Here is a 20,509-nt window from a genome sequence, read left to right on the forward strand (position 1 = left end):
CCTGTAGCTCTGGTTCATCCATCACCCCGTAGATTTTTTGCAATCCTTACAGGGGTGGAATCTCAATAAACGTCAGATTGCCTGTTTCAACGAACTTTCGGATTTATCCTAATCAGGATCATGCGTCGCGCATGACGCGTGTTGCAGGCAGACAACTCCAGGGAGCGACGCGCAGACGTGAGGTCGATCACGTTCCGCCTGGCGAGCGCATGCCTGAAGAAAAGTGCGTGACAGCTACCGAACGAGTGGCCACATCAGCGACACGGAGAAGGTCGCCACCACCACCGCCGCGCAATGCTGAACCAGCGCGGGGCGAATGCTTGGCATGCGCCCGTTGCGTGGCGCGGCGCCGATGGCGATCCACGCGAGGCCAATCGGTATCAACAGGACCGTGAAGATCGTCATGGCCGCAAGCCACGTTGCGGGGCTCGAGAACGCTGTGGGAGGAAATATCGAGCCCGCGAATAGCGTGGCCTTGGGATTGAGCACCGTTGCGCAGAATAGCGCGCGCACACCGACCACACCGGTGGCCGAGGACGCGACCGAATCCGCCGTGAGCCACAGGCGAATGGCGAGCCATGCAAGATAGAGGCTGCTGGCCACGCGCAGGAGCTTGGGCAGCCAGCTCATCGAATGCGAGGCGTGTGTGAAGCAAATGCCCCAAAGGGAAATCGAAACGAGGTAGCCGGCCAGTTCCGCGGCGGTGAGATGCGCTGAGCGGCGCACGCCTTGTCTCAGCCCGGCGGCGGCAAGCAGGGTGTTGGTGGGGCCCGGCATGAGGAGCACAATCGCGCAGCTCAAGGCCATCAGTCCGGCGGTCGAAGGGGAGAGCATGAAGGGGCGGGGGAAGAGGACTGAAGTGAGTTTGAAGACAGCTCGCATTCTACTGATTGCGTGTTCAAGCGCCTATTTTGGAGATGGCCTTGACCCTTGTGCGTGTACGATCTGATCAGTCGAGATATGCGAAATGGATGCTTTGGGCAGGTTGCCGAGATCTCGATTTGCGGCTTGAGGATAAATATAAGGCTTTGAATAAAAACAATAATTTCTCCAGGAAGCGAAAATCAACAAAATTTTCAAAAATGTCCTAAATAATTATCAAAACCCGCCGTTAGAATACGGGCGAGAACCCGGCTTCGAGAAATGACTCGCGGCCGAGGAGAATAAATTTCTGACGTTCAGGCCGCGAGACCGCAAGCCACGGCCATCCCACTGTCCATTCTTCTTTATGTCCGACTTATCGTGGACTTTGCCCATTGCGCGATGGTCTTTCTGGTCCTCTGCTTCGGAAAGCGTGCCTGAAGTCACATTCGTCGACCCCATGATGCGACGCCGACTGAGTTCGCTCTCGCGTATGGCCCTGAAAGTGGCGGGCGATTGCGTCGACACGCAGAAAAGCACGCGCGTGATATTCGCGTCGCGGCACGGCGAGTTGCGCCGCACGACGGATATTCTGCGCGATATCGAGGCCGGCAAACCGGTCTCGCCCAATGCATTCAGTCTTTCCGTGCTCAACGCGATGTCGGGGCTGTTCGGTATCGTGCGTAAGGACCGTTCCGCGGCAACGGCCGTTTCGGCCGGCGCGCAGACGCTCGGCTATGCGTTGCTCGAAGCTCATGCGCAGTACGCGGACGAGCCCGGCAGCCCGGTGCTGGTGGTCTATGCCGATGAGCCCGCCGATGCGCGCTACGGCGTGATCGAGCAGGAAGTGCAGCGTGGTGCGTTCGCGCTGCTGCTCGACCCCGAAGCAGCGCCGCAAGGCCAGTTGGCGTGCTCGGTCACCCGGCAGGCGTGCGCGCCAGGGCGCGAGTTCGCCACGCAGAGCGAGGCGCTTCAGCACTGCCTGAGCGCAGGCGAGCGCGCGGCGTGGCGCGGCAGTGGCGGCACATGGCAATGGAGCTGGGATGCGTGCGCGGCTTGATTACGGCTGGCGGCTTTTCGCTACCGCCCTCAGCTTCATCGTATTCGGCGTGTGCGGGCTATTTTTCTCGCTATTCGTGTTTCCGCTCGTGCTGGTGTGGCCGCATCGCGCCTCGCGGCAGCGCGCGGTCACCACCGTCATCCACGGGTTCTTCCGCGCATTGGTGGCCGCCTTGCAGCGCATGGGCGTCATGGAACTCGACGTCGCCGGCGTGGATGCGCTGCGCTCGGGCACGCCCGCGATCGTGGTCGCGAATCATCCGACCTACCTCGACGTCGTGGTGCTGCTCTCGCTCACGCCTTCCGCGTGCTGCGTTGTGAAGAACGCGCATTGGAGCAATCCGTGCATGTGGGGGATCGTGCGCGCGGCCGAATACGTGAGCAATGCCGATCCCGCGGGCTTCGTGAAGGACTGCGCGCGCCGGCTCGCGGACGGATACAGCATGATCATCTTCCCCGAAGGCTCGCGCAGTCCCGCGCCGAATCGGCTGCACGCGTTTTCTCGCGGCTTCGCGCACACGGCGCTGGAGGCTGGCGTGCCGATCCTGCCTGTGCTCATGCATTGCGACCCGCCTGCTTTTACGAAGCAGATGCGCTGGTATCACGTGCCCGAGCGGCCGTTCCGCATCACCGTCAATGCGCTGGCGCCCATCGGCGTCGAGCGGCTGGCGCCGCGCGAGATGCCCGCGGCGCTGGCCGCGCGCAACGTTACACGTGCCGTCGAGGCACACATCACTCAGTACTTGTTCGACTATGGATTCTTTAAAACTGGAAATTAAACAGCTGTTGATCGAGGCGCTGGATCTCGAACACCTGACGCCCGCCGACATCGACGACGATGCGCCGCTTTTCGACACCGACGGCGTGGGGCTCGATTCGATCGACGCGCTGGAGATCGGCATCGTGCTGCGCCAGCACTATCACTTGACCCTCTCCGCGGACGACGAAAGCGTGCGCGGCTATTTTCGCTCGATCAACACGCTCGCGGATTTCGTCGCGAGCAATCGAAACACCGCTGGCAACACCGTTGGCGACTCAGACGCGACGCTGGAAACCACAGCAGGCAAGGGGGATTGAATCATGAGCGACGCCGAAATTCTTGCCCGTATCCGCGAGATCTTTCACGAAAACTTCGACATTGACCCGTCGCGCATCACGCCGGAGGCGCACTTGTTTGCCGAACTGGATCTGGACAGCATCGACGCCGTCGACCTGGCCATCAAGCTCCAGGAAATGACGGGCCGCCGCATCAAGCCGGAAGAGTTCAAGTCGGTGCGCACGGTGGGCGGTGTGATTGCCGCTGTCCAGTCGCTGCTCGCGACCCAGGCTTGAAGCGGTTCGTGATGGCTCGCCCATGGCCGGGCGGCATGCGCATCCTCGCGAAACTCGCCTACCCGGTGGTGATTTTGTGCGCGTGGCGCTGGGATTCGCCGCGCTTTGTCGGTCTGCTGCTGCTCGCGTTGCTGCTGTTGCAGCGCGTGGCCGGCACGGGGGCGCTCGCCGCGTCGCTGCGCAAGCTCACACCGGTGGACTGGGCCGTGGCCATCGCGCTCAACGTCGCCTCGGTGGCGATCGTGCTGACCAATAGCGAATTGATTATGCGGTTGTACCCTTCGCTCGTGAATCTCGGGCTGCTTGTCGCCTTCGGCGCGACCCTCGTGAAAGGGCCGTCGATGGTCGAGAAGTTCGCCCGCCGGAATTACGCCGATCCTCCCGCCCACGTGGTGCGCTACACGCGCCGCGTCACGCAGCTCTGGTGTGTCTTTTTCGCGGTGAATGCCGTGTTTTCGGCATGGACGGCGCTGGGGTGGTCGACCAGAGCCTGGTCGCTCTACAACGGAGCCATTGTGTACGGCATTATCGGGGCGCTGCTCGCGGGCGAGTTCGTCTGGCGCAAATGGGTCATGCTGCCGCGCGCTGCCCGCCGGGAGGCAGCGTGATTGCGTTGCATGAACTGCTCGTGGCGCCGCGTCGCGAGACGCGGGACGCGGTGTGCATCGACGGCGCGAACGTGAAGCGCTTCGCTGCGTTTCGCGCGCGGGCGCTGGGCATTGCCGCGCGCGCGCGGCGGCAGCCGGGCGAGCGTTTCGTGTTGTGGAGCGACGATCCCTATGCGTTCGCGTGCGCTTTGTTCGGACTGCTATCGGCCGGCAAGGTGCCGGTGATTCCGGCGAACCCGACATCGGGCTATCTCGCGGAATTGCGCGACGCGTACGACGCCGTGCTCGACGACGGCGATCTCGCCGCGTGGTGCGCCGATGCGGGCGCGCCATCGCACGACGAACCCGATGAACTGGATGAGCACGCGGGCGCGATCGACGCGAACGCCTCGCTCACGCTTTTCACCTCGGGCAGCAGCGGTGCGCCGAAGGCCGTTCACAAGACGCTCGCGCAGTTCGACGCTGAAGTGCGCACGCTCGAAGCCGAGTGGGGCGCATTGCTCGGCGATGCAAGCGTGCTGGCGAGCGTGCCGCATCACCACATCTATGGGCTGTTGTTTCGCGTGTTCTGGCCGCTTGCCGCCGGACGCGCATTCGATCGCGCAACCTGTGCCGACCCGCTTCAACTGCGCTCGCGCATCGCGCAGTGCGGCGCGGCGGTGGTGGTCTCCACGCCCGCGCAGCTTTCGCGCTGGCCCGATCTGCCGGGTTTTGCGGCGCTTAGCCCCGCGCCTCGCGCGTTCTTTTCGTCGGGCGGGCCGCTGCCGTTCGAGGCCGCGCAGCGATATGCCGACACATTCGCCGCCGCGCCGCTCGAGGTCTACGGCAGCACGGAGACCGGCGGCATCGCATGGCGCAGGCAGAGCGAAACCGATGCATGGACGCCAATGCGTCGCATCGCTGTGCGCGCGGGCGCGGCGCACGAAGGCGGCGCGCTCGAAGTGCGCTCGCCGCATCTCGGCCACGACGGCTGGCATCGCACCGACGACAAAGCCGTGTTCGACGAGCGCGGGCGCTTTCGTCTGCAAGGGCGTCTCGACCGAGTGGTCAAGCTCGATGGCAAGCGCGTATCGCTCGGCGAGATCGAGAGCCGGCTGCTGCTGCACCCGTGCGTGGCTGAAGCGAGGACGGTGCTGCTCGAAGGCGGCTCGCGTCAGCGCATCGGCGCGCTCGTCGTGCTGTCCGCGCAGGGCCATGAGACGCTGCAACGCGATGGCCGCGTGCAGTTCGTCAAGGCGTTGCGCCGCCACCTCGCGGCCTGGTTCGACGCAGTCGTGTTGCCGCGCCATTGGCGCATTCACCGCGCGCTGCCGGTCGATGCGCGCGGCAAGGTTCAGGCGCAGGCGGTGGCACGCGCGTTCGCCGCGCGCGAAGAAGGTTTCGAATTGCTCGCGGAGTGGGACGAGGCACAAGGGCGCGCGTTCGAATTGCGCGTGCCGCCCGCGCTCGTTCATTTCGCGGGCCACTTCCCCGGCTTGCCGATCTTGCCCGGCGTCGTGCAGGTCGACTGGACCCTGCGGTTCGCGCGGGAATGGGTGCCGGGCCTGTGCGCGCTCGCCTCGGTCGAGCAACTGAAGTTCGCCGCGCCGGTGCCGCCGGGCGCGGTGCTCAAGCTCACCCTCATGCACGACGCGGCGCGCCGGCGCGTCTCGTTCGCGTGGCGTCTCGGCGAGCGCGGCTGCGCCTCCGGCGTCATCGTGTACCGGGAGGCCGCGTGAGCCTTTCGGCCTGCATCGTCATTCCGATCTACAACCACAAGGACGCGATTGGCGGGACCGTGGCGAACCTGATCGTCCACGGCCTGCCGCTGATCGTCGTGGACGACGGCAGCGACGAGGCCACCCAGCAGGTGCTGGCGGATCTCGCGCGGGTTCACGCCGGCCAGCTCACGCTGCTGCGCTTGCCCGAGAACGGCGGCAAGGGCATGGCGGTGATGGCGGGGCTGCGCGCGGCGCGCGACGCGGGCTACACGCACGCGTTGCAGATCGACGCCGATGGCCAGCACGACGCCGCCGATGTCCCGCGCTTTCTCGCCGCCGCGCGGTCGAAGCCGCATGCGGTCGTGATCGGCCGGCCCGTGTACGACGAAAGCGTGCCGAAGTCGCGTCTCTACGGGCGCTATCTCACGCATGTCTGGGTGTGGATCGAGACGCTCTCGTTCACGATTCGCGACTCGATGTGCGGTTTCCGGCTCTATCCGCTCGATCTCGCGTGCGCGCTGATCGACAGCGTGAAGCTGCCGGGGCGCATGGACTTCGATATCGAGATCCTCGTGCGCCTGCACTGGCGGCGCGCCGAATTCGTCTCGATCCCCACCGCCGTCAGGTATGCGACCGATGGCGTTTCGCATTTCGACGTGCTGTGGGACAACGTCCGCATCAGCCGCAGCCATACGCGGCTCGTGGCGGGCATGCTCGCGCGCTTGCCGCTGCTGCTCGCGCACAAGGTGCTGCCGAGGCGCGAGGGCGCGCCGGGCGGCTCCCCCTGGTGGCGCACTGCCGAGCGCGGCAGCCGCCTCGGCATGCAACTGCTGGCCTTGAGCTGCAAGCTGTTTGGCCGCCGTTTCACGGCGCTCTGGCTACACCCCATCGTCGCGTATTTTCTGGTGACTGGACGCCCCGCACGCGAAGCCTCGCGGCGCTACTTCGACCGGTTGAGCCAGTTTGCGCCGCAGCCGGACACGCCGCGCCCCGGCTGGCTCACCGCTTACCGGCACATGCTCACGTTCGCGCAATCGAGCTTCGACAAGCTGGCCGCGTGGTCGGGCCGGCTCGATCTGGCCGAGGTGGAGATCGACGATGCGCGCGCGCTCGACGCGCTGATCGCGAGCGGACGTGGCGCGCTCGTGATCGGCTCGCATCTCGGCAATCTGGAAATGGCGCGCGCGCTTGCGGTGCGCGGTGCGCAAACGAAGGTGACGGCGATCGTCTACACGGAGCACGCGAAGCGCTTCAATAGCGTGCTCGCTTCCGCACACGACAATTTCGCCGAGCATCTCGTGCAGGTGAGCGATTTCGGTCCGGAGACCGCGCTGATGATGCAGCAGCGCATCGAGCGCGGCGAACTGCTCGTCATTGTCGGCGACCGCACGCCCGCGCGCGAAACGGGGCGCACGACCGAGGCCCGGTTCCTCGGCGAGACGGCCGCTTTTGCTCAGGGGCCCTATGTATTGGCGCATGCGCTGGCATGCCCGGTCTATCTGCTGTTCTGCCTGAAAGAGCGCAGCGGCTACCGGCTCTATTTCGAGCCGTTCGCCGAGCGCATCGATTTGCCGAGGCGCGCCCGCGCCGAGCATATCGCGGCGTGGGCGCAGCGCTTTGCGGCGCGTCTCGAACACCACTGCCGCAACGCGCCTTACCAATGGTTCAACTTTTACGACTTCTGGGCGCGTCCCAGTCGGAATGCGGGGAAAGCGGGGAAAGCGAATGGCCGAACATGATCTGAAGGATGCCGAAGTCGGAGCGGATGCCGTGGTGATCGGCGGTCGCCGCCTGACGATCGAGGACGTGGTGGCGGTGGCGCGCCACGGCGCGCCCGTGCGTCTGAGCGATGCCCCGGAGTGGCGCGAGCGCATCGCGCGCGGCGCCGAGTTTCTGCGTCGCCATCTGGCGGCGGGCGCGACCGTGTACGGCGTCAATACCGGTTACGGCGATGCCTGCGTCGTCGACGTGCCGATGGCGCTGGTCGAGGCCCTGCCCTTGCAGCTCACGCGCTATCACGGCTGCGGCATGGGCGAGCATCTGGACGACGTGTCGGCGCTCGCGGTGATTGCCGCGCGCCTGAATTCGCTCGCCTATGGGCTCTCCGGCGTGCGCCCGGTGTTGCTCGAACGCCTCGCCGACCTCATCAATCATCGCGTGCTGCCGCGCATTCCCGCCGAGGGCTCGGTGGGCGCGAGCGGCGACCTCACGCCGCTTTCCTATGTCGCGGCGGCGCTGGCCGGCGAGCGCGACGTGAGGTTTCGCGGCGCGCTGTGCGAGGCGCGCGATGCGTGGCGCGCGCTCGATCGCGAGCCGCTCGTGCTCGCGCCGAAAGAAGGGCTCGCGCTGATGAACGGCACGGCGGTCATGACCGGTCTTGCGTGTCTCGCGTTCACGCGCGCGGCGCAACTTGCGCGGCTCGCGGCGCGCCTGACCGCGCTGGCGACGGTGGCGCTCGACGGGCGCGCCGCGCATTTCGACGCGCTCATCTTCGAAGCCAAGCCGCATGCGGGGCAGGGCGACGCGGCGGGCTGGATCCGTGCCGATCTCGCAGGGCGCCCGGACACGTCCGGCCACCGGCTGCAGGACCGCTATTCGATCCGCTGCGCGCCGCATGTGATCGGCGTGCTGTGCGATGCGCTCACGTGGATGCGGCGCGACATCGAGAACGAACTGAACAGCGCCAACGACAATCCGCTGATCGATCCCGACGGCGAGCGCGTGCTGCACGGCGGCAACTTCTACGGCGGGCATATCGCGTTCGCAATGGACGGCCTGAAGACCGCCGTGGCCAATCTTGCCGACCTGATGGACCGGCAGCTTGCGCTGCTCGTCGACGACAAATTCAACAACGGCCTGCCGCGCAACCTGACCGGCGCGAGCGCCGCGCGCGCGCCGGTCAATCACGGCTTCAAGGCCGTGCAGATTTCGTCGTCGGCGTGGACGGCGGAGGCGCTCAAGCACACGATGCCCGCGAGCGTGTTCTCGCGCTCCACGGAAGCGCACAACCAGGACAAGGTGAGCATGGGGACGATCGCGGCGCGCGACTGCCTGCGCGTGCTGCAACTGACCGAGCAGGTCGCGGCGGCGCATGCGCTCGCCACGGTGCAGGCCGCGCGCCTGCGCCTGCGCGGCAACGCCGTGACGGTGATTCCCGCGCCGCTTCATGACTTCATGGCGGAGGTGGCCACATCGTCGCCGTTTGTCGATGAGGACCGCGCGCTCGAACAGGAGTTGCGCGCGATGACGGAGCGGATCGCGGCGGGCGATTTCATCGCCAACCGGCACGGAGACAAGTCATGAGCGAAGCGAGCAAGGTGGCGGCGGTACTGAGGGCGAGCGCGCGCGTGGAGGTGCCGTTTCATGACGTGGATGCGATGAACGTCTGCTGGCACGGCCACTATCTGAAGTATTTCGAATTTGGCCGCGCGGCGCTGTTGCGCAACTTCGATTACGACTATCGCGAGATGCAGGCGTCGGGCTACGTGTGGCCCGTAGTCGAGGCACATCTGAAGTACGTGCGCCCGGCCGTCTACGGGCAGCAGCTGGAAGTCTGCGCGGAGCTGCTCGAATACGACAATCGCCTGAAAATCGGCTACGAAATTCTCGATTTCGAATCGCGCGCGCGGCTGACCAAGGGCTACACGATTCAGGTTGCCGTGGATGCCGTCACGCAGGAACTGCAATTCGTTTCGCCGCCCGTCGTGCTCGAAAAGCTGGAGCGCGCATGGGCACGTTGAATCGATGCAAGACGGCGGCAGCGTTGCTGCTCGCGCTGCAGGCGGCGGGGATGCCGGCATGGGCGGCCACGGCGGTTTCGAACGCAAGCGCCAGCGCAAGCGCCGGCGCGGCCGATACCGCGCTGGTCTCGCGCATCACGGCCAATCTTGCGCGCGTGAAGGGCGTGCGTGCGCGCTTCACGCAAACGCAGACGCTCGCCGCGATGAAGGCGCCGCTCGTGAGCACGGGCTCGCTGCTGTATTTTCGCGAGCGCGGCGTGATCTGGCAAATCGAAACGCCGTACCGTAAAACGTGGGTCATGAGCGACAGCGGGATGGCCGTGATCGACGCGGCAGGGCAACGCGTGGCGAGCCGCTCGCCGCAAGGCGCGCGCGGCGCGGCCGAGATCGCGAAGATGATGCGCACGATGCTGGGCGGCGACCTGAGCGCGCTGTACTCGCAATTCGACGTGGCGGCGCACGGCACGCCGTCGCAGTGGCGCATGCGCCTCGTGCCGCGCCAGCCGCAGATCGCGCAGTCGCTGCGCACGATCGAGATGGAAGGCGGCGACTATCTGCAAAGCCTGCGCATCACGCTCGCGAGCGGCGATGTCGTGCAGTACGACTTTAGCGGCAGCGCCGAGGTGACCGAGATCACGCCCGCCGACCAGAAACTCTTCGGGACACCGTAGTGGATCGGACTGAACTACCGGCCGAACTCCGTACCGCGGCGCCATCGCGGCGGCAGTGGGTGCTGCGCGCCGCCTGGCTGCTGCTCGCCGTGGCGGCGGCGCTGTACTGCGGGTGGCGCTTCACGGGGCCGTCGCCGTTGCAGACGAATCTGCTCGCGCTATTGCCGGCGACCGAGGCCGACCCCGTGGCCGAAGAGGCCGTGGACCAGCTCGCGGGCGCGCTCGGCAACCGCGCCGTGCTGCTCGTTTCGAGCGACGATGCCGCGCACGCGAAGGCCGCCGCGCTGCAACTGGGCATGGCGTTGAGCGCGAGCCGCGCCTTTGCCTCCGTGACGGCGCGGGTGCCGCCGTTCGATCTGGGCCGCATCACGCGTTTCTACCTGCCGTATCGCTTTGGCCTGCTAACGGCCTCGGATCGCGCGCTGGCCGGCGGCGACGCCGAGGCGTTGCGCGGCGCGCTGGCCGAGCGCCTCTATGGACTGCCGGGCGCGGGTCTCGCGACTTCGCTCGCCGACGATCCCTTCGGCTGGCTCCAGCACTGGCTCATGGGCCTGCCGCTTGCGGCGTCGAATCTGACTCTGGAGGACGGCCTGCTCGTTGCGCACCATGGCAGCACCACGAGCGTGCTCGTGATCGGCACGCTGCCGGGCTCGGCCTTCGAGGCCGATGTTCAGCGCGGCGTGCTGTCCGCCGTCGCGCAGGGCGAGACGGCGCTCAGGGCTGCGTGGCCCGATGTCAACGTCGCGCGCACGGGCGCGGTGTTCTACGCCGAGTCCGCGCGCCGCGCGGCGGAGCACGATGTTCACGTGATTGGCATTGTGACGTTGGTGGGCATCGCGCTGCTCATGCTCTGGATCTTCCGCTCGCCACGGCTGCTCCTGCTGGGCTTCGTTTCGACTGCGCTCGGCATTCTGTGCGCGCTCGCGGCCACCATGCTCGTGTTCGGCAAGCTGCATTTGCTCACGCTCGTGTTCGGCGCAAGCCTGATCGGCGAGGCGGTCGATTATTCGATTCAGTACTTCATCGTATATCTCAGCGCGCGCCAGGGCTGGAACGCGCGGCGCGGCGCGCGCGAGGTGCTGCCCGCACTGGCGGTCGCGCTCGCCACGAGCCTGCTCGGCTACGCGATTGTGATGTTCGCGCCGTTTCCGGCGCTCAGGCAGATCGCTTGCTTCGCCATCGTGGGCATCTTCGTGGCCTTCGCTTCGGTCATCGGGTTGCTGCCGAGCCTCATGACGCAGCCCGCGCGCCGTAGTCCCCGCACGCTGTTCGCGACGGCGGGCGCGATGCTTGCGAAGTGGCACGCGCTGATTGGCGGCCGGCGCGCGTGGGGCGTCGCGCTCGCGCTGGTGGCCATCGCCGTGCCGGGCTGGCTGCAATTGCGCGGCGACGACGACATTCATCTGCTGATCCAGCGCGATCCCGCGCTCGTGGCGCAGGAGCGCGTGGTGACGAACGCGGTGGGGATGGATAACAGCGCGCAGTTCTTCGTCGTGCGCGGCGCGACGCCGGAGAGCGTGCTCGAGCGCACGGAAGCGCTGTGCGCGCGGCTGGCTGCGCTCACGGGCGCGCAGGCGTTGAGCGGCTGGCAGTCCGTGACGTCGTTCGTGCCGTCCGCGCAGCGGCAGCGCGCGGACCGCGCGTTGCTCGGCTCGCACGTGTTCGGCGACCCGGGCGCGCTGCGTGCGCTGCTGAGCGGCGCGGGCTTTCGCGATGACGTGGTGCGAACGTGGATGACTAGCTGGACGCAGTCGGGTGAAAAATCGGACGATGCCGTGCTGCGCGTGGAGGACTGGCTGGCCGAACCCTGGTCGCAGCCGTTCCGTCATTTGTGGCTTGGCCGCTCCGCGAGCACGCCGGGCGCATTCGCGGCGGTCGTGATTCCTCAGGGCATAACGGACGCGAACCAGCCGGCGCTCATCGCCGCTGCGCACGCCGTGCCGGGTGCGAGCTTCGTGGACAAGGCCGCGAGCGTGTCGCGGTTTTTCGGCGTCTATCGGCACGACGGCGCAATCTGGCTGGCCGGCGCGCTCACGCTGATCCTGTTGCTGACGGCGGCTCGCTATGGCTGGCGCGGGGCCATGCTGGTCGCGATGCCGGTCTGGCTGGCGGTTGGCGTCACGCTTGCCGTGTTCGGCTATGCGCACGTGCGCATCAATCTCTTCAACATGCTCGCACTGATGCTCGTGCTCGGCGTGGGCGCGAATTATGCGGTCTTTCTGCGCGAAGGCGCGATGCGCGCCAACGCCGATATCGGCGCGGTGTGGGCGGGCGTGCTGCTGTCGGCGGCCACCACCTTGCTATCGTTCGGCATGCTCGGCATGAGTTCGATGCCCGCGCTCAAGAGCTTCGGCTCGACGCTGTCGCTCGGCATCATGGTGTCGGTCATGCTCGCGCCGATCGGCATCGGCGGCATGTCCACGATCCAACGGAGAAAGGCGTAATGGCGCTTCCTGTGTATCTGCATGCGCTCGGCATGGTCAACGCGCTCGGCGGCGACCTGGCGTCGATCGCCCGGGCGCTTGCGCGCGCCGAAGCGCCCGGCATGGGGCCGGTCGCGACGCGCACGGGCGTGGCCTTTGCCGGGAGCGTGAAGACGCCGCTCGACGCGGCGCCGCCCGAGGCGCTCGCGCGTTACGACTGCCGCAATAACCGGCTGCTGCTCGCCGCGCTGGCGCAGATCCGGCCCGCCATCGAGGCCGCGCGCGAGCGATACGGCGCGGGCCGCATCGGCGTGGTGCTCGGCACGAGCACGTCGGGCATCGCCGCCGTGGAGAGCACGTTCGCGCAGCCGGAGCAGGACACCGGGCTACACGCTCCGACCTTCGATTATCGCCAGATGGAAATCGGCACGGTCGCGCCGTTCGCGGCTGCCGCGCTCGATCTGGGCGGCCCGGCGTTCACGATTTCCACGGCGTGCACGTCGAGCGCCAAGGCCTTTGTGGCTGCGCGGCGCTTGCTGCGGGCGAACCTTTGCGATGCCGTGGTCGTGGGCGGCGTCGATTCGCTCTGCGAATTAACGCTGCAAGGCTTCGCCTCGCTCGAGTCGACGAGCGCCACGCGCACCAACCCGATGAGCGCGAACCGGCGCGGTATCAACATCGGCGAAGGCGCGGCGGTGTTCCTGATGAGCCGCGAGGAGGGGCCGGTGATGCTAGCGGGCGCGGGCGAATCGAGCGACGCTCACCATATCTCCGCGCCCGACCCCCAAGGCGCGGGCGGCGAACTCGCGTTGCGCGCCGCGCTCGCGGATGCGGGCGTGGGCGCGGCGGCGATCGGCTATGTCAATCTGCATGCCACCGCGACGATCAAGAACGACCAGATGGAAGCGCGCCTCATGGCGCGCGTGTTTCCCGACGGCGTGGCCGCGAGCGGCACGAAGCCGCTCACGGGCCATACGCTCGGCGCGGCCGGCGCGAGCGAACTGGGGCTCGCGTGGCTCACGCTCGCGCGCGGCGACGTCGCGCTGCCGCGTCATCTGTGGGACGGGCAAGCCGATCCGGCGTTGCCGGCGCTCGATCTCGTCGAAGACGTGAGGCATCTGCCGCACGGTACGGCGCGCCAATATGTGATGAGCAACTCGTTCGCGTTCGGCGGCAGCAACGTTTCGTTGATACTCGCGCGGTGATCGAAGCCATGAACCCGACCCATTCTTCACCGCTGTTTCCGCCCATCGAGGCGATCATTCCGCACCGTGGCACGATGCTGCTGCTCGACTCGGTCATCGCATGCGGCGACGAGACGCTCACGGCGCTCGCCACCGTGCACGCCGATGCGTGGTACGCAAACACCGAGGGCGCGATGCCGGCATGGATCGGCATCGAGCTGATGGCGCAGGCGATTGCGGCCCATGTGGGCCTGCTGTCGATGCGCGCGGGCAAGCCGGCGCGCCCGGGCGTGCTGCTCGGCACGCGCCGCTACGAAATGGCGCGCGACGCGTTCGCGCCCGGCGCGCCGCTGCGCGTGACGGTCAATGAAGTGCTGCGCAGCGAAGAAGGCCACGGGGCCTACGGCTGCACGATCGAGCAGGACGGCGCGCGGTGCGCCGAGGCCACGGTGAAGGTGTACCAGCCACGCGATTTTCAGACTTTTATCGAGGAGAATTACAGACCATGAGCCGGCGTGTTCTCGTCACCGGCGCGAGCCGCGGCATCGGCCGCGCGATCGCGCATCAACTGGCCGCGGACGGCTTCGCCGTCAGCGTGCATTGCCGTACGGGCCTGAGCGAGGCGCAGGCCGTCATGGCCGACATCGTCGCGCAGGGCGGCAAGGCCAGCGTCTTGCAGTTCGACGTGCGCGAGCGCGCCGCGTGCCGCGCGATCCTCGAAGCGGACGTGGCGGCGCACGGCCCGTACTACGGCATCGTCTGCTGCGCGGGCGTGACGCGCGACGCGGCGTTCCCCGCATTGACCGACGAAGACTGGGACATCGTGCTGGAAACGGGCCTCGACGCGTTCTACAACGTGGTCCATCCGCTGATCATGCCGATGGTGCGCGCGCGCAAGGGCGGCCGGATCGTGACGGTGTCGTCGGTGTCGGGCGTGACCGGCAATCGCGGCCAGGTCAACTACAGCGCCGCCAAGGCGGGCCTGATCGGCGCGACCAAGGCGCTCGCGGTGGAACTGGCCACGCGCAACATCACGGTCAACAGCGTCGCGCCCGGGCTCGTGGACACCGGCATGCTCGACGACGTGCCGCTCGAGCACGCCCTGAAGGCCGTGCCGATGAACCGCGTGGGGCGGCCCGCCGAAGTCGCGGCCGTGGTGGGCTTCCTGATGTCGGATGCGGCCTCGTATGTCACCCGCCAGGTGATCGGCGTAAACGGCGGGATGGTCTGATGAAGCGCGTCGTCATTACCGGCATGGGCGGCGTGACCGCGCTCGGCGATCGGTGGGACCCGATCGAGGCCGCGCTCAAGCGTGGGGTCAACGCGGTGCGGCGCGTGAGCGAGTGGGATCACTACGAGTCGCTGCATACGCGTCTGGCGTGCCCGATACCCACGCTCAGCACACCTGATCATTATCCGCGCAAGAAGACCCGCTCGATGGGCCCGGTGTCGCTTTACGCGGTGCGCGCGAGCGAATTCGCGCTCGCCGACGCGGGTCTGCTCGACGATCCGTCGATCAAGGACGGCCGCATGGGCGTGGCGTACGGGTCCTCGTCCGGATCGATCGAGCCCATTACCGCATTCGGCAAGATGCTCGAAACGGGCTCGATGACCGACGTGAATTCGAATAGCTACGTGCAGATGATGCCGCACACGACGGCCGTGAACGTGAGCCTGTTCTGGGACCTGAAGGGGCGCATTGTGCCCACCTCGTGCGCATGCGCCTCGGGCAGCCAGGCCATCGGCTACGCCTACGAGATGATCGCGAACGGCAAGCAGGCGCTGATGCTGGCGGGCGGCGCGGAGGAACTCTCCGGGCCGGCGGTCGCGGTGTTCGACGTGCTATATGCCACGAGCACGCGCAACGATGATCCGCAACTCACGCCGCGCCCGTTCGATGTCGCGCGCGACGGGCTCGTGGTGGGAGAAGGCGCGGCCACGCTCGTGCTCGAGGAATACGAGCATGCCGTTGCACGCGGCGCACGCATTCATGCGGAAGTGGCGGGCTTCGGATGCAATTCGGATGGCGCGCATATCACGCAGCCCACCGCGTCGACGATGGCGGTGGCCATGCGCCTCGCGCTGGCCGACGCGGGGCTCGCGCCCGAGGCGATTGCCTACGTGAATGCGCACGGCACTTCGACCGATCGCGGCGACATCGCCGAAAGCCAGGCCACCGCGGAGGTTTTCGGCGCGCGCATGCCGATCAGCTCGTTGAAGAGCTACATCGGCCATACCCTGGGCGCGTGCGGGGCGATCGAGGCGTGGTGGACGATCGAGATGATGAAGCGCAACTGGTTTGCGCCCACGCTCAATCTGAGCGAAGTCGACCCGGCCTGCGCGCCGCTCGACTACATCATGGGCGAGCCGCGCACGATCGACGCCCAGTATGTGGTGAGCAATAACTTCGCTTTTGGCGGCATAAACACTTCGCTGATTTTCTCGCGCATCCGATGAGCACGCGGACGTCGCCGGAAACGCAGGGCATGCAGCGCGTCGTGGTGACGGGCATGGGCATCGTCTCGTGCCTCGGCAATACGCTCGACTCCGTCAGCGCGCGGCTGCGCGAGGGGCGCGGCGGTATCACGCGCGTGGCGGCGTGGCGCGAGCGCGGCTTCGCGAGCCAGGTGGCCGCCGTGGCGTCGGTGGAGGGCGAAGCGCCGTTCGGGCGCAAGGCCGAGCGTTTCATGGGCGACACGGCGCGCTTCGCCTGTCATGCCGCGCGCAGCGCGATCGCCGATGCGTCGCTCGAAGCCGATGCGTTGCGCACGCCCCGCGTGGGCGCGGTGGTGGGATCGGGCGTCGGCACGATGTCGGCCTACGACGCGGCCATGGCGTGCGCGAATGCGCGCGGCGTCGACCGCGTGCCGCCCTATACGGTCCCGCAGGCGATGGGCAGCACGGCGTCGGCGAATCTCGCACATGTGTTCGGGATGGAAGGTGTCACGTATTCGCCTTCTTCGGCGTGCACGACATCGGCGCTTGCGATCGGCCAGGCCATGCAGTTGATTCAGACGGGGCGGCAGGACGTCGTGCTCGCGGGCGGCAGCGAAGCGCTGCACGACAACATGACGCTGATGTTCGACGCGATGGGCGCGCTGTCGCGCGGCTTCAACGCGACGCCGGAGCACGCGTCGAGGCCGTATGACGCGCAACGCGACGGCTTCGTGATCGGTTCGGGTGCGGGCGTGCTCGTGCTCGAATCGCTGGCGCACGCGCAAGCGCGCAACGCGCGCATCCACGCCGAGCTGGTGGGCTTCGGCCATTGCACCGATGGCCTGCACATGGTCGCGCCGCGCGCGGGCGGCATCGCGCGCGCGATGCGCGCGGCGCTCGACGAAGCGGGCTGCCGCCCGGACTACATCAATACGCATGCGCCTTCGACGCCATCGGGCGATAGCGAGGAACTGCTCGCTTTGCGCACGGTGTTCGGCGATGCAGTGCCGGCGTTCTCATCGACGAAGGCGTTGAGCGGTCATCCGCTCGGCGCATGCGGCGCGCACGAGGCGATTTACACCTTGCTGATGATGCGCGAAGGCTATATGGCCGGCGCGGTGGGCATCGAAGCGCTCGATGCGCTGGCTGCGGGCATGCCGCTCGTGCGCGAAACGCGCAATGCGCGCATCGGGACGGCGATGTCGGTTTCGTTCGGGTTCGGCGGCAGTTGCGCGAGCCTGATGTTTCGTGACTGGGATGAGCGGTGATATTCCCGGCGTATTTGTGGTTTTGCAGGGCAATTGAGCTTTGCATGGGTCCGGAGCAAGTGCTGAAGCATTTACTCCGGCGGACAGCTAACGGAGAAAAACGATGAAAAAACTGTGGATGCTTACCTCGTTGTGCGCGGTTCTCGCGACGTCGCACGCGTACGCGCGCGATACGGTCAACGCTTACCCTGTGGATGAGGCGATCAAGAGCGAGCCCGGCAAGGTGAGCGACGACATCAAGCTGTATTTCGCCGGTCAGCAGCATCCGGCCGTGCAGAAGACCATGGGCGAGTTCGCGACGAACAAGAAGACCAACGCGTTTGGCAAGAGCGATTTGCAGGCTTGCCAGCACGTGTTCCTGTCCGCCGTGATCGAGTTGCAGGAGCGCGCGCGCAAGGAAGGCGGCAACGCGGTCATCAACATCAAGAGCAACTACAAGAACCAGCTGAGCTCGAGCGCCACGGAGTTCACGTGTGGCGCAGGCGCGGTGGTGGCGGGGGTTGCGCTGGTGGGCGACGTCGTGACGTTGAAGGCGAAGTAACGGTTTTGCCGGTGGCGTGATGGGGGTGGCGCAAATTACCTCGGGGCCACCTCAGGCCGCCTTCACCGCCGCCACGTTAACCAGGGTTTCGCGCCGCTTGCCGACCTTCGGATGATGAAGGCCGAGGCGCTCGAACAGGCCGAAGTCGGTCGCGCGGCTCCACCACAGATAGGGGAGCGAAACGTTGCGGTTGGTGAATTGGAACCCGGCGTCGCGGATCATGGCGAGGTAGCCGTCGGCGCTTTTTTGCACCTGCATCGGATGGCGGAACAGCAGGCGGATCACCCAGGAGCGGATATAGGCCTCGGTGGACTCGGCGAACAGCAGTATGCCGCCCGGCTTGAGTACGCGATGGAACTCCGCGAGCGCGCGTTCCTGCTCGACCAGGTGGTGGAAGGTCTGGTGGCAGAACACGATGTCCGCGCTGGCCGTCGGCAGGGGCAGGCTCGCACAGTCGCCGCGCAGCAACTCGAATTCCGGCCGCGCCGGCAAGCGTGCTTCGCACTCGCGCGCCGCTTGGGCCGCCTTGTCGAGCGATGCTTCGTGATAGTCGATGCCGACAATGCGCCCCGGCGCGAAGGCCTCGGCAAGCAGGCGGAACGACTTGCCTTGACCGCAGCCGACATCGACGATCGCGGGCGCGTCCGGCAAACGGTGATCGATCAGGCGCTTGAGGTCGTCGATGGCGACGCGCAGCACGTGGTGTTCCCACGTGTGAGTGCGCAGAAACCAGATGCCGAAGGCCGTTTCCGGCACGAACGGCACGCGATTTGATTCGGAAGCCGACATGTTTTTACCCCGATGCGTACGGTCGTGGACGACAACGGGGATTGTAATGGCAAGGTCGGCGCGGGAGGTGCCGGACTCTCCGGCACTTGCGCATTGAATACCCTGGGCGTATAGAACGTGCAGGACGCACAGGACATTTAGGACCATAGGACGGAATCAGCAATGGAACATAGCCCCGCAGAAGCAGTGCAGACCCCCGCGCCCCGGCGCGAAGCCGTGGATGTGGCGATCATTGGCGCCGGCCCGTCCGGCGCGGTAGCGGCCGCGCTATTGCGCAAGGCCGGGCATTCGGTGCTCGTGCTGGAACGGCAGCATTTTCCGCGCTTTTCGATTGGCGAGAGCCTGTTGCCGCAAAGCATGGCCTACCTCGAAGAAGCGGGCATGTTGCAGGCCGTGGTGGAGGCAGGCTTTCAGTACAAGAACGGCGCCCATTTCGCGTGGCGCGACCGGACATCGTCGTTCGACTTCCGCGACAAGCACTCGCCGGGTTGGGGCACGACCTATCAGGTGGAGCGCGCAAAATTCGACGAGGTGCTGATCGGTTGCGCCGCGCAGCAAGGCGCCGAAGTGCGCTTCGGTCATACGGTGCTGGCCATGCGCACGGGCGCTGCGCCGATGCTGGAAGTGGCCGACGAGAGCGAGGCGCGCTACGAGGTGCACGCGCGTTTCGTGCTCGATGCGAGCGGCTTCGGCCGGGTGCTGCCGCGACTGCTGAATCTGGAAGCGCCCACGCGCCAGCCGACGCGCACCGCGATCTTCAGCCATGTTCGCGATGGGCTGCCGCTCGACGCGTTCGATCGCAACAAGATCTGCGTGGCGACGCACCCCGAGCATCGCGACGTGTGGTTCTGGATGATTCCGCTCGCGGGCGGCCGTTCTTCGGTGGGATGCGTGGCCGAAGCCGCTTTCCTCGACGTCCCGGAGGCCGAGCGCGAGGCGCGCCTGCGCGAGCTGATTCGCGAGGAGCCGACGCTGAACCGCCTGATCGGCGACGCGCCGTTCCTGATGCCGGTGCGGCAGATCAGCGGTTATTCGGCCAACGTCGCAAGCCTGCACGGGGCAGGCTATGCGCTGCTCGGCAACGCGGGTGAGTTTCTCGATCCGGTGTTTTCGTCGGGCGTCACCATCGCGTTGCGATCGGCGCATCTGGCTGTCGAGGTGTTGAAGCGCGCACTCGCTGGCGAAACGGTGGACTGGAGCGCCGAATACGACGTGCCGTTGCGCAAGGGCATCGACACGTTCCGTGCTTTCGTCGACCGCTGGTACACGGGCGAGTTGCAGGACATCATTTACTACCCGCAGCAGGCGCCCTCGATCCGGCGCATGATCAGCTCGGTGCTGGCGGGCTATGCATGGGACGAAAGCAATCCCTTCGTGGCGGACCCGGTGCGCAGGCTCAACGTGCTGCATCAGGCGTGCACGCAGTAAGCGAGGCTATGCGCGCGGCGACTCCTGGGTTGCCGCGCGCATAGCGCGTTAGCGAATGTCGAAGGTGATCGTGTAGGGCACCTTGGCGCCGCGGCGCGCGGACGCCCGCATCTGGTAAACCTGCACCGTGTATTGCCCATCGGCGGGCAACTCGCCGCGCCAGTCGGTGCCGGTCGCGCCGGCGCCTAGCGCTTGCGCGGCGCCCGGCACGTCACCCGGTGAAAACACGTTGAAGTTAGCATTGCTGCTGCCGGCGATTTTCACGTGCAGGGTTTGCTTTGCGCGTGCCGACAAGGTGTATTGCACGCTGTCGTAACCGGAAAAGCTGCCTTTCATCGTCGCGCTGCTTGCGCCTTGGGTGAAGTGGACCGCTTCGGTCGTTACTTTATCCGCTGCGCTTGCAGGAAGCGTTAATGCCGAAAATGCCGCTGCAAGCACGATGAGCGCGTGGTGAAGTTTCATGGTCGAT

General features: G+C 66.7%; 21 protein-coding genes. 18 read left to right on the forward strand and 3 right to left on the reverse strand.

Annotated elements, in window-relative coordinates; genetic code table 11:
• Nucleotides 1–234: 234 nt before the first annotated feature.
• A complete protein-coding gene (locus tag HV773_RS23885) occupies nt 235–834 on the reverse strand; it encodes a LysE family translocator (RefSeq protein WP_129563810.1) in 600 nt (199 codons plus the stop codon).
• Nucleotides 835–1,228: 394 nt separating this feature from the next.
• Here HV773_RS23885 and HV773_RS23890 point away from each other — a divergent pair, with 394 nt between their 5' ends.
• The 17 genes from HV773_RS23890 (at nt 1,229) to HV773_RS23965 (ending at nt 17,823) form a co-directional block, all read left to right on the forward strand.
• Entirely contained in the window at nt 1,229–1,921 is a 693-nt protein-coding gene (locus HV773_RS23890) for a beta-ketoacyl synthase chain length factor (RefSeq protein ID WP_129563809.1), read from the forward strand.
• Nucleotides 1,905–2,699: a lysophospholipid acyltransferase family protein gene (locus HV773_RS36960; RefSeq protein ID WP_129563808.1), complete on the forward strand. Its 795-nt coding sequence runs from the start codon at nt 1,905–1,907 to the stop codon at nt 2,697–2,699. The genes HV773_RS23890 and HV773_RS36960 overlap by 17 nt, the downstream gene beginning before the upstream one ends.
• The gene (locus HV773_RS23895) at nt 2,674–2,997 is read left to right on the forward strand and encodes a phosphopantetheine-binding protein (RefSeq protein WP_237164612.1); all 324 of its coding nucleotides are present in this window, start codon (nt 2,674–2,676) and stop codon (nt 2,995–2,997) included. Before HV773_RS36960 ends, HV773_RS23895 begins: the two co-directional genes overlap by 26 nt.
• Nucleotides 2,998–3,000: 3 nt before the next feature.
• Nucleotides 3,001–3,252, forward strand: a complete 252-nt coding sequence (locus HV773_RS23900; protein WP_129563806.1) for an acyl carrier protein — start codon at nt 3,001–3,003, stop codon at nt 3,250–3,252.
• A gap of 11 nt (nt 3,253–3,263) precedes the next feature.
• Nucleotides 3,264–3,860, forward strand: a complete 597-nt coding sequence (locus HV773_RS23905; RefSeq protein WP_227875549.1) for a COG4648 family protein — start codon at nt 3,264–3,266, stop codon at nt 3,858–3,860.
• Complete coding sequence (locus HV773_RS23910) at nt 3,857–5,578, forward strand: ApeI family dehydratase (RefSeq protein WP_246282384.1); 1,722 nt, start codon at nt 3,857–3,859, stop codon at nt 5,576–5,578. Before HV773_RS23905 ends, HV773_RS23910 begins: the two co-directional genes overlap by 4 nt.
• On the forward strand, nt 5,575–7,299 hold the full coding sequence (locus HV773_RS23915) for a glycosyltransferase family 2 protein (protein WP_129563804.1): 1,725 nt from the start codon (nt 5,575–5,577) through the stop codon (nt 7,297–7,299). The genes HV773_RS23910 and HV773_RS23915 overlap by 4 nt, the downstream gene beginning before the upstream one ends.
• Entirely contained in the window at nt 7,286–8,863 is a 1,578-nt protein-coding gene (locus HV773_RS23920) for an HAL/PAL/TAL family ammonia-lyase (RefSeq protein ID WP_129563803.1), read from the forward strand. Before HV773_RS23915 ends, HV773_RS23920 begins: the two co-directional genes overlap by 14 nt.
• Nucleotides 8,860–9,300, forward strand: coding sequence for an acyl-CoA thioesterase (locus HV773_RS23925; protein ID WP_129563802.1), 441 nt, complete (start codon nt 8,860–8,862; stop codon nt 9,298–9,300). Before HV773_RS23920 ends, HV773_RS23925 begins: the two co-directional genes overlap by 4 nt.
• Nucleotides 9,288–9,971 carry a LolA family protein gene (locus HV773_RS23930; protein WP_129563801.1) on the forward strand — a complete coding sequence of 228 codons (684 nt, stop codon included), beginning with the start codon at nt 9,288–9,290 and terminating at the stop codon, nt 9,969–9,971. Before HV773_RS23925 ends, HV773_RS23930 begins: the two co-directional genes overlap by 13 nt.
• Complete coding sequence (locus HV773_RS23935) at nt 9,971–12,415, forward strand: MMPL family transporter (RefSeq protein ID WP_129563800.1); 2,445 nt, start codon at nt 9,971–9,973, stop codon at nt 12,413–12,415. The genes HV773_RS23930 and HV773_RS23935 overlap by 1 nt, the downstream gene beginning before the upstream one ends.
• A complete protein-coding gene (locus HV773_RS23940) occupies nt 12,415–13,599 on the forward strand; it encodes a beta-ketoacyl-[acyl-carrier-protein] synthase family protein (protein WP_129563799.1) in 1,185 nt (394 codons plus the stop codon). Before HV773_RS23935 ends, HV773_RS23940 begins: the two co-directional genes overlap by 1 nt.
• 8 nt (nt 13,600–13,607) lie before the next feature.
• A complete protein-coding gene (locus HV773_RS23945; RefSeq protein ID WP_129563798.1) occupies nt 13,608–14,087 on the forward strand; it encodes a hotdog family protein in 480 nt (159 codons plus the stop codon).
• Nucleotides 14,084–14,809, forward strand: a complete 726-nt coding sequence (locus HV773_RS23950; protein WP_129563797.1) for a 3-ketoacyl-ACP reductase FabG2 — start codon at nt 14,084–14,086, stop codon at nt 14,807–14,809. Before HV773_RS23945 ends, HV773_RS23950 begins: the two co-directional genes overlap by 4 nt.
• Complete coding sequence (locus HV773_RS23955; protein ID WP_129563796.1) at nt 14,809–16,035, forward strand: beta-ketoacyl-ACP synthase; 1,227 nt, start codon at nt 14,809–14,811, stop codon at nt 16,033–16,035. Before HV773_RS23950 ends, HV773_RS23955 begins: the two co-directional genes overlap by 1 nt.
• On the forward strand, nt 16,032–17,282 hold the full coding sequence (locus tag HV773_RS23960; protein WP_129563795.1) for a beta-ketoacyl synthase N-terminal-like domain-containing protein: 1,251 nt from the start codon (nt 16,032–16,034) through the stop codon (nt 17,280–17,282). Before HV773_RS23955 ends, HV773_RS23960 begins: the two co-directional genes overlap by 4 nt.
• 103 nt (nt 17,283–17,385) lie before the next feature.
• Nucleotides 17,386–17,823: an excinuclease ABC subunit A gene (locus HV773_RS23965; protein ID WP_129563794.1), complete on the forward strand. Its 438-nt coding sequence runs from the start codon at nt 17,386–17,388 to the stop codon at nt 17,821–17,823.
• 51 nt (nt 17,824–17,874) lie between these two features.
• Here HV773_RS23965 and HV773_RS23970 read toward each other — a convergent pair whose 3' ends face one another.
• Complete coding sequence (locus HV773_RS23970) at nt 17,875–18,612, reverse strand: class I SAM-dependent methyltransferase (protein WP_129563793.1); 738 nt, start codon at nt 18,610–18,612, stop codon at nt 17,875–17,877.
• A gap of 162 nt (nt 18,613–18,774) precedes the next feature.
• On the opposite strand from HV773_RS23970, the gene HV773_RS23975 reads away from it, so the two are divergent.
• Nucleotides 18,775–20,040: an NAD(P)/FAD-dependent oxidoreductase gene (locus HV773_RS23975; protein ID WP_129563792.1), complete on the forward strand. Its 1,266-nt coding sequence runs from the start codon at nt 18,775–18,777 to the stop codon at nt 20,038–20,040.
• 48 nt (nt 20,041–20,088) lie between these two features.
• Here the strand turns inward: HV773_RS23975 and HV773_RS23980 are convergent, their stop codons facing one another.
• On the reverse strand, nt 20,089–20,502 hold the full coding sequence (locus HV773_RS23980) for a g-type lysozyme inhibitor (RefSeq protein ID WP_129563791.1): 414 nt from the start codon (nt 20,500–20,502) through the stop codon (nt 20,089–20,091).
• Nucleotides 20,503–20,509 lie beyond the last annotated feature (7 nt).

It is taken from the genome of Paraburkholderia caffeinitolerans (genome assembly GCF_902859945.1).
Taxonomy (GTDB): Bacteria; Pseudomonadota; Gammaproteobacteria; order Burkholderiales; family Burkholderiaceae; genus Paraburkholderia; species Paraburkholderia caffeinitolerans.

Excerpts from the sequence above, each read along its gene's own strand:
- HV773_RS23895 (WP_237164612.1), top strand. The coding sequence starts at position 2,674 with ATGGATTCTTTAAAACTGGAAATTAAACAGCTGTTGATCGAGGCGCTG.
- HV773_RS23975 (WP_129563792.1), top strand. The coding sequence starts at position 18,775 with ATGGAACATAGCCCCGCAGAAGCAGTGCAGACCCCCGCGCCCCGGCGC.
- HV773_RS23960 (WP_129563795.1), top strand. The coding sequence starts at position 16,032 with ATGAGCACGCGGACGTCGCCGGAAACGCAGGGCATGCAGCGCGTCGTG.
- HV773_RS23885 (WP_129563810.1), bottom strand. The coding sequence starts at position 834 with ATGCTCTCCCCTTCGACCGCCGGACTGATGGCCTTGAGCTGCGCGATT.
- HV773_RS23955 (WP_129563796.1), top strand. The coding sequence starts at position 14,809 with ATGAAGCGCGTCGTCATTACCGGCATGGGCGGCGTGACCGCGCTCGGC.
- HV773_RS23930 (WP_129563801.1), top strand. The coding sequence starts at position 9,288 with ATGGGCACGTTGAATCGATGCAAGACGGCGGCAGCGTTGCTGCTCGCG.
- HV773_RS36960 (WP_129563808.1), top strand. The coding sequence starts at position 1,905 with ATGCGTGCGCGGCTTGATTACGGCTGGCGGCTTTTCGCTACCGCCCTC.
- HV773_RS23940 (WP_129563799.1), top strand. The coding sequence starts at position 12,415 with ATGGCGCTTCCTGTGTATCTGCATGCGCTCGGCATGGTCAACGCGCTC.
- HV773_RS23920 (WP_129563803.1), top strand. The coding sequence starts at position 7,286 with ATGGCCGAACATGATCTGAAGGATGCCGAAGTCGGAGCGGATGCCGTG.
- HV773_RS23950 (WP_129563797.1), top strand. The coding sequence starts at position 14,084 with ATGAGCCGGCGTGTTCTCGTCACCGGCGCGAGCCGCGGCATCGGCCGC.
- HV773_RS23970 (WP_129563793.1), bottom strand. The coding sequence starts at position 18,612 with ATGTCGGCTTCCGAATCAAATCGCGTGCCGTTCGTGCCGGAAACGGCC.
- HV773_RS23945 (WP_129563798.1), top strand. The coding sequence starts at position 13,608 with ATGAACCCGACCCATTCTTCACCGCTGTTTCCGCCCATCGAGGCGATC.
- HV773_RS23905 (WP_227875549.1), top strand. The coding sequence starts at position 3,264 with ATGGCTCGCCCATGGCCGGGCGGCATGCGCATCCTCGCGAAACTCGCC.
- HV773_RS23980 (WP_129563791.1), bottom strand. The coding sequence starts at position 20,502 with ATGAAACTTCACCACGCGCTCATCGTGCTTGCAGCGGCATTTTCGGCA.
- HV773_RS23925 (WP_129563802.1), top strand. The coding sequence starts at position 8,860 with ATGAGCGAAGCGAGCAAGGTGGCGGCGGTACTGAGGGCGAGCGCGCGC.
- HV773_RS23890 (WP_129563809.1), top strand. The coding sequence starts at position 1,229 with ATGTCCGACTTATCGTGGACTTTGCCCATTGCGCGATGGTCTTTCTGG.
- HV773_RS23965 (WP_129563794.1), top strand. The coding sequence starts at position 17,386 with ATGAAAAAACTGTGGATGCTTACCTCGTTGTGCGCGGTTCTCGCGACG.
- HV773_RS23900 (WP_129563806.1), top strand. The coding sequence starts at position 3,001 with ATGAGCGACGCCGAAATTCTTGCCCGTATCCGCGAGATCTTTCACGAA.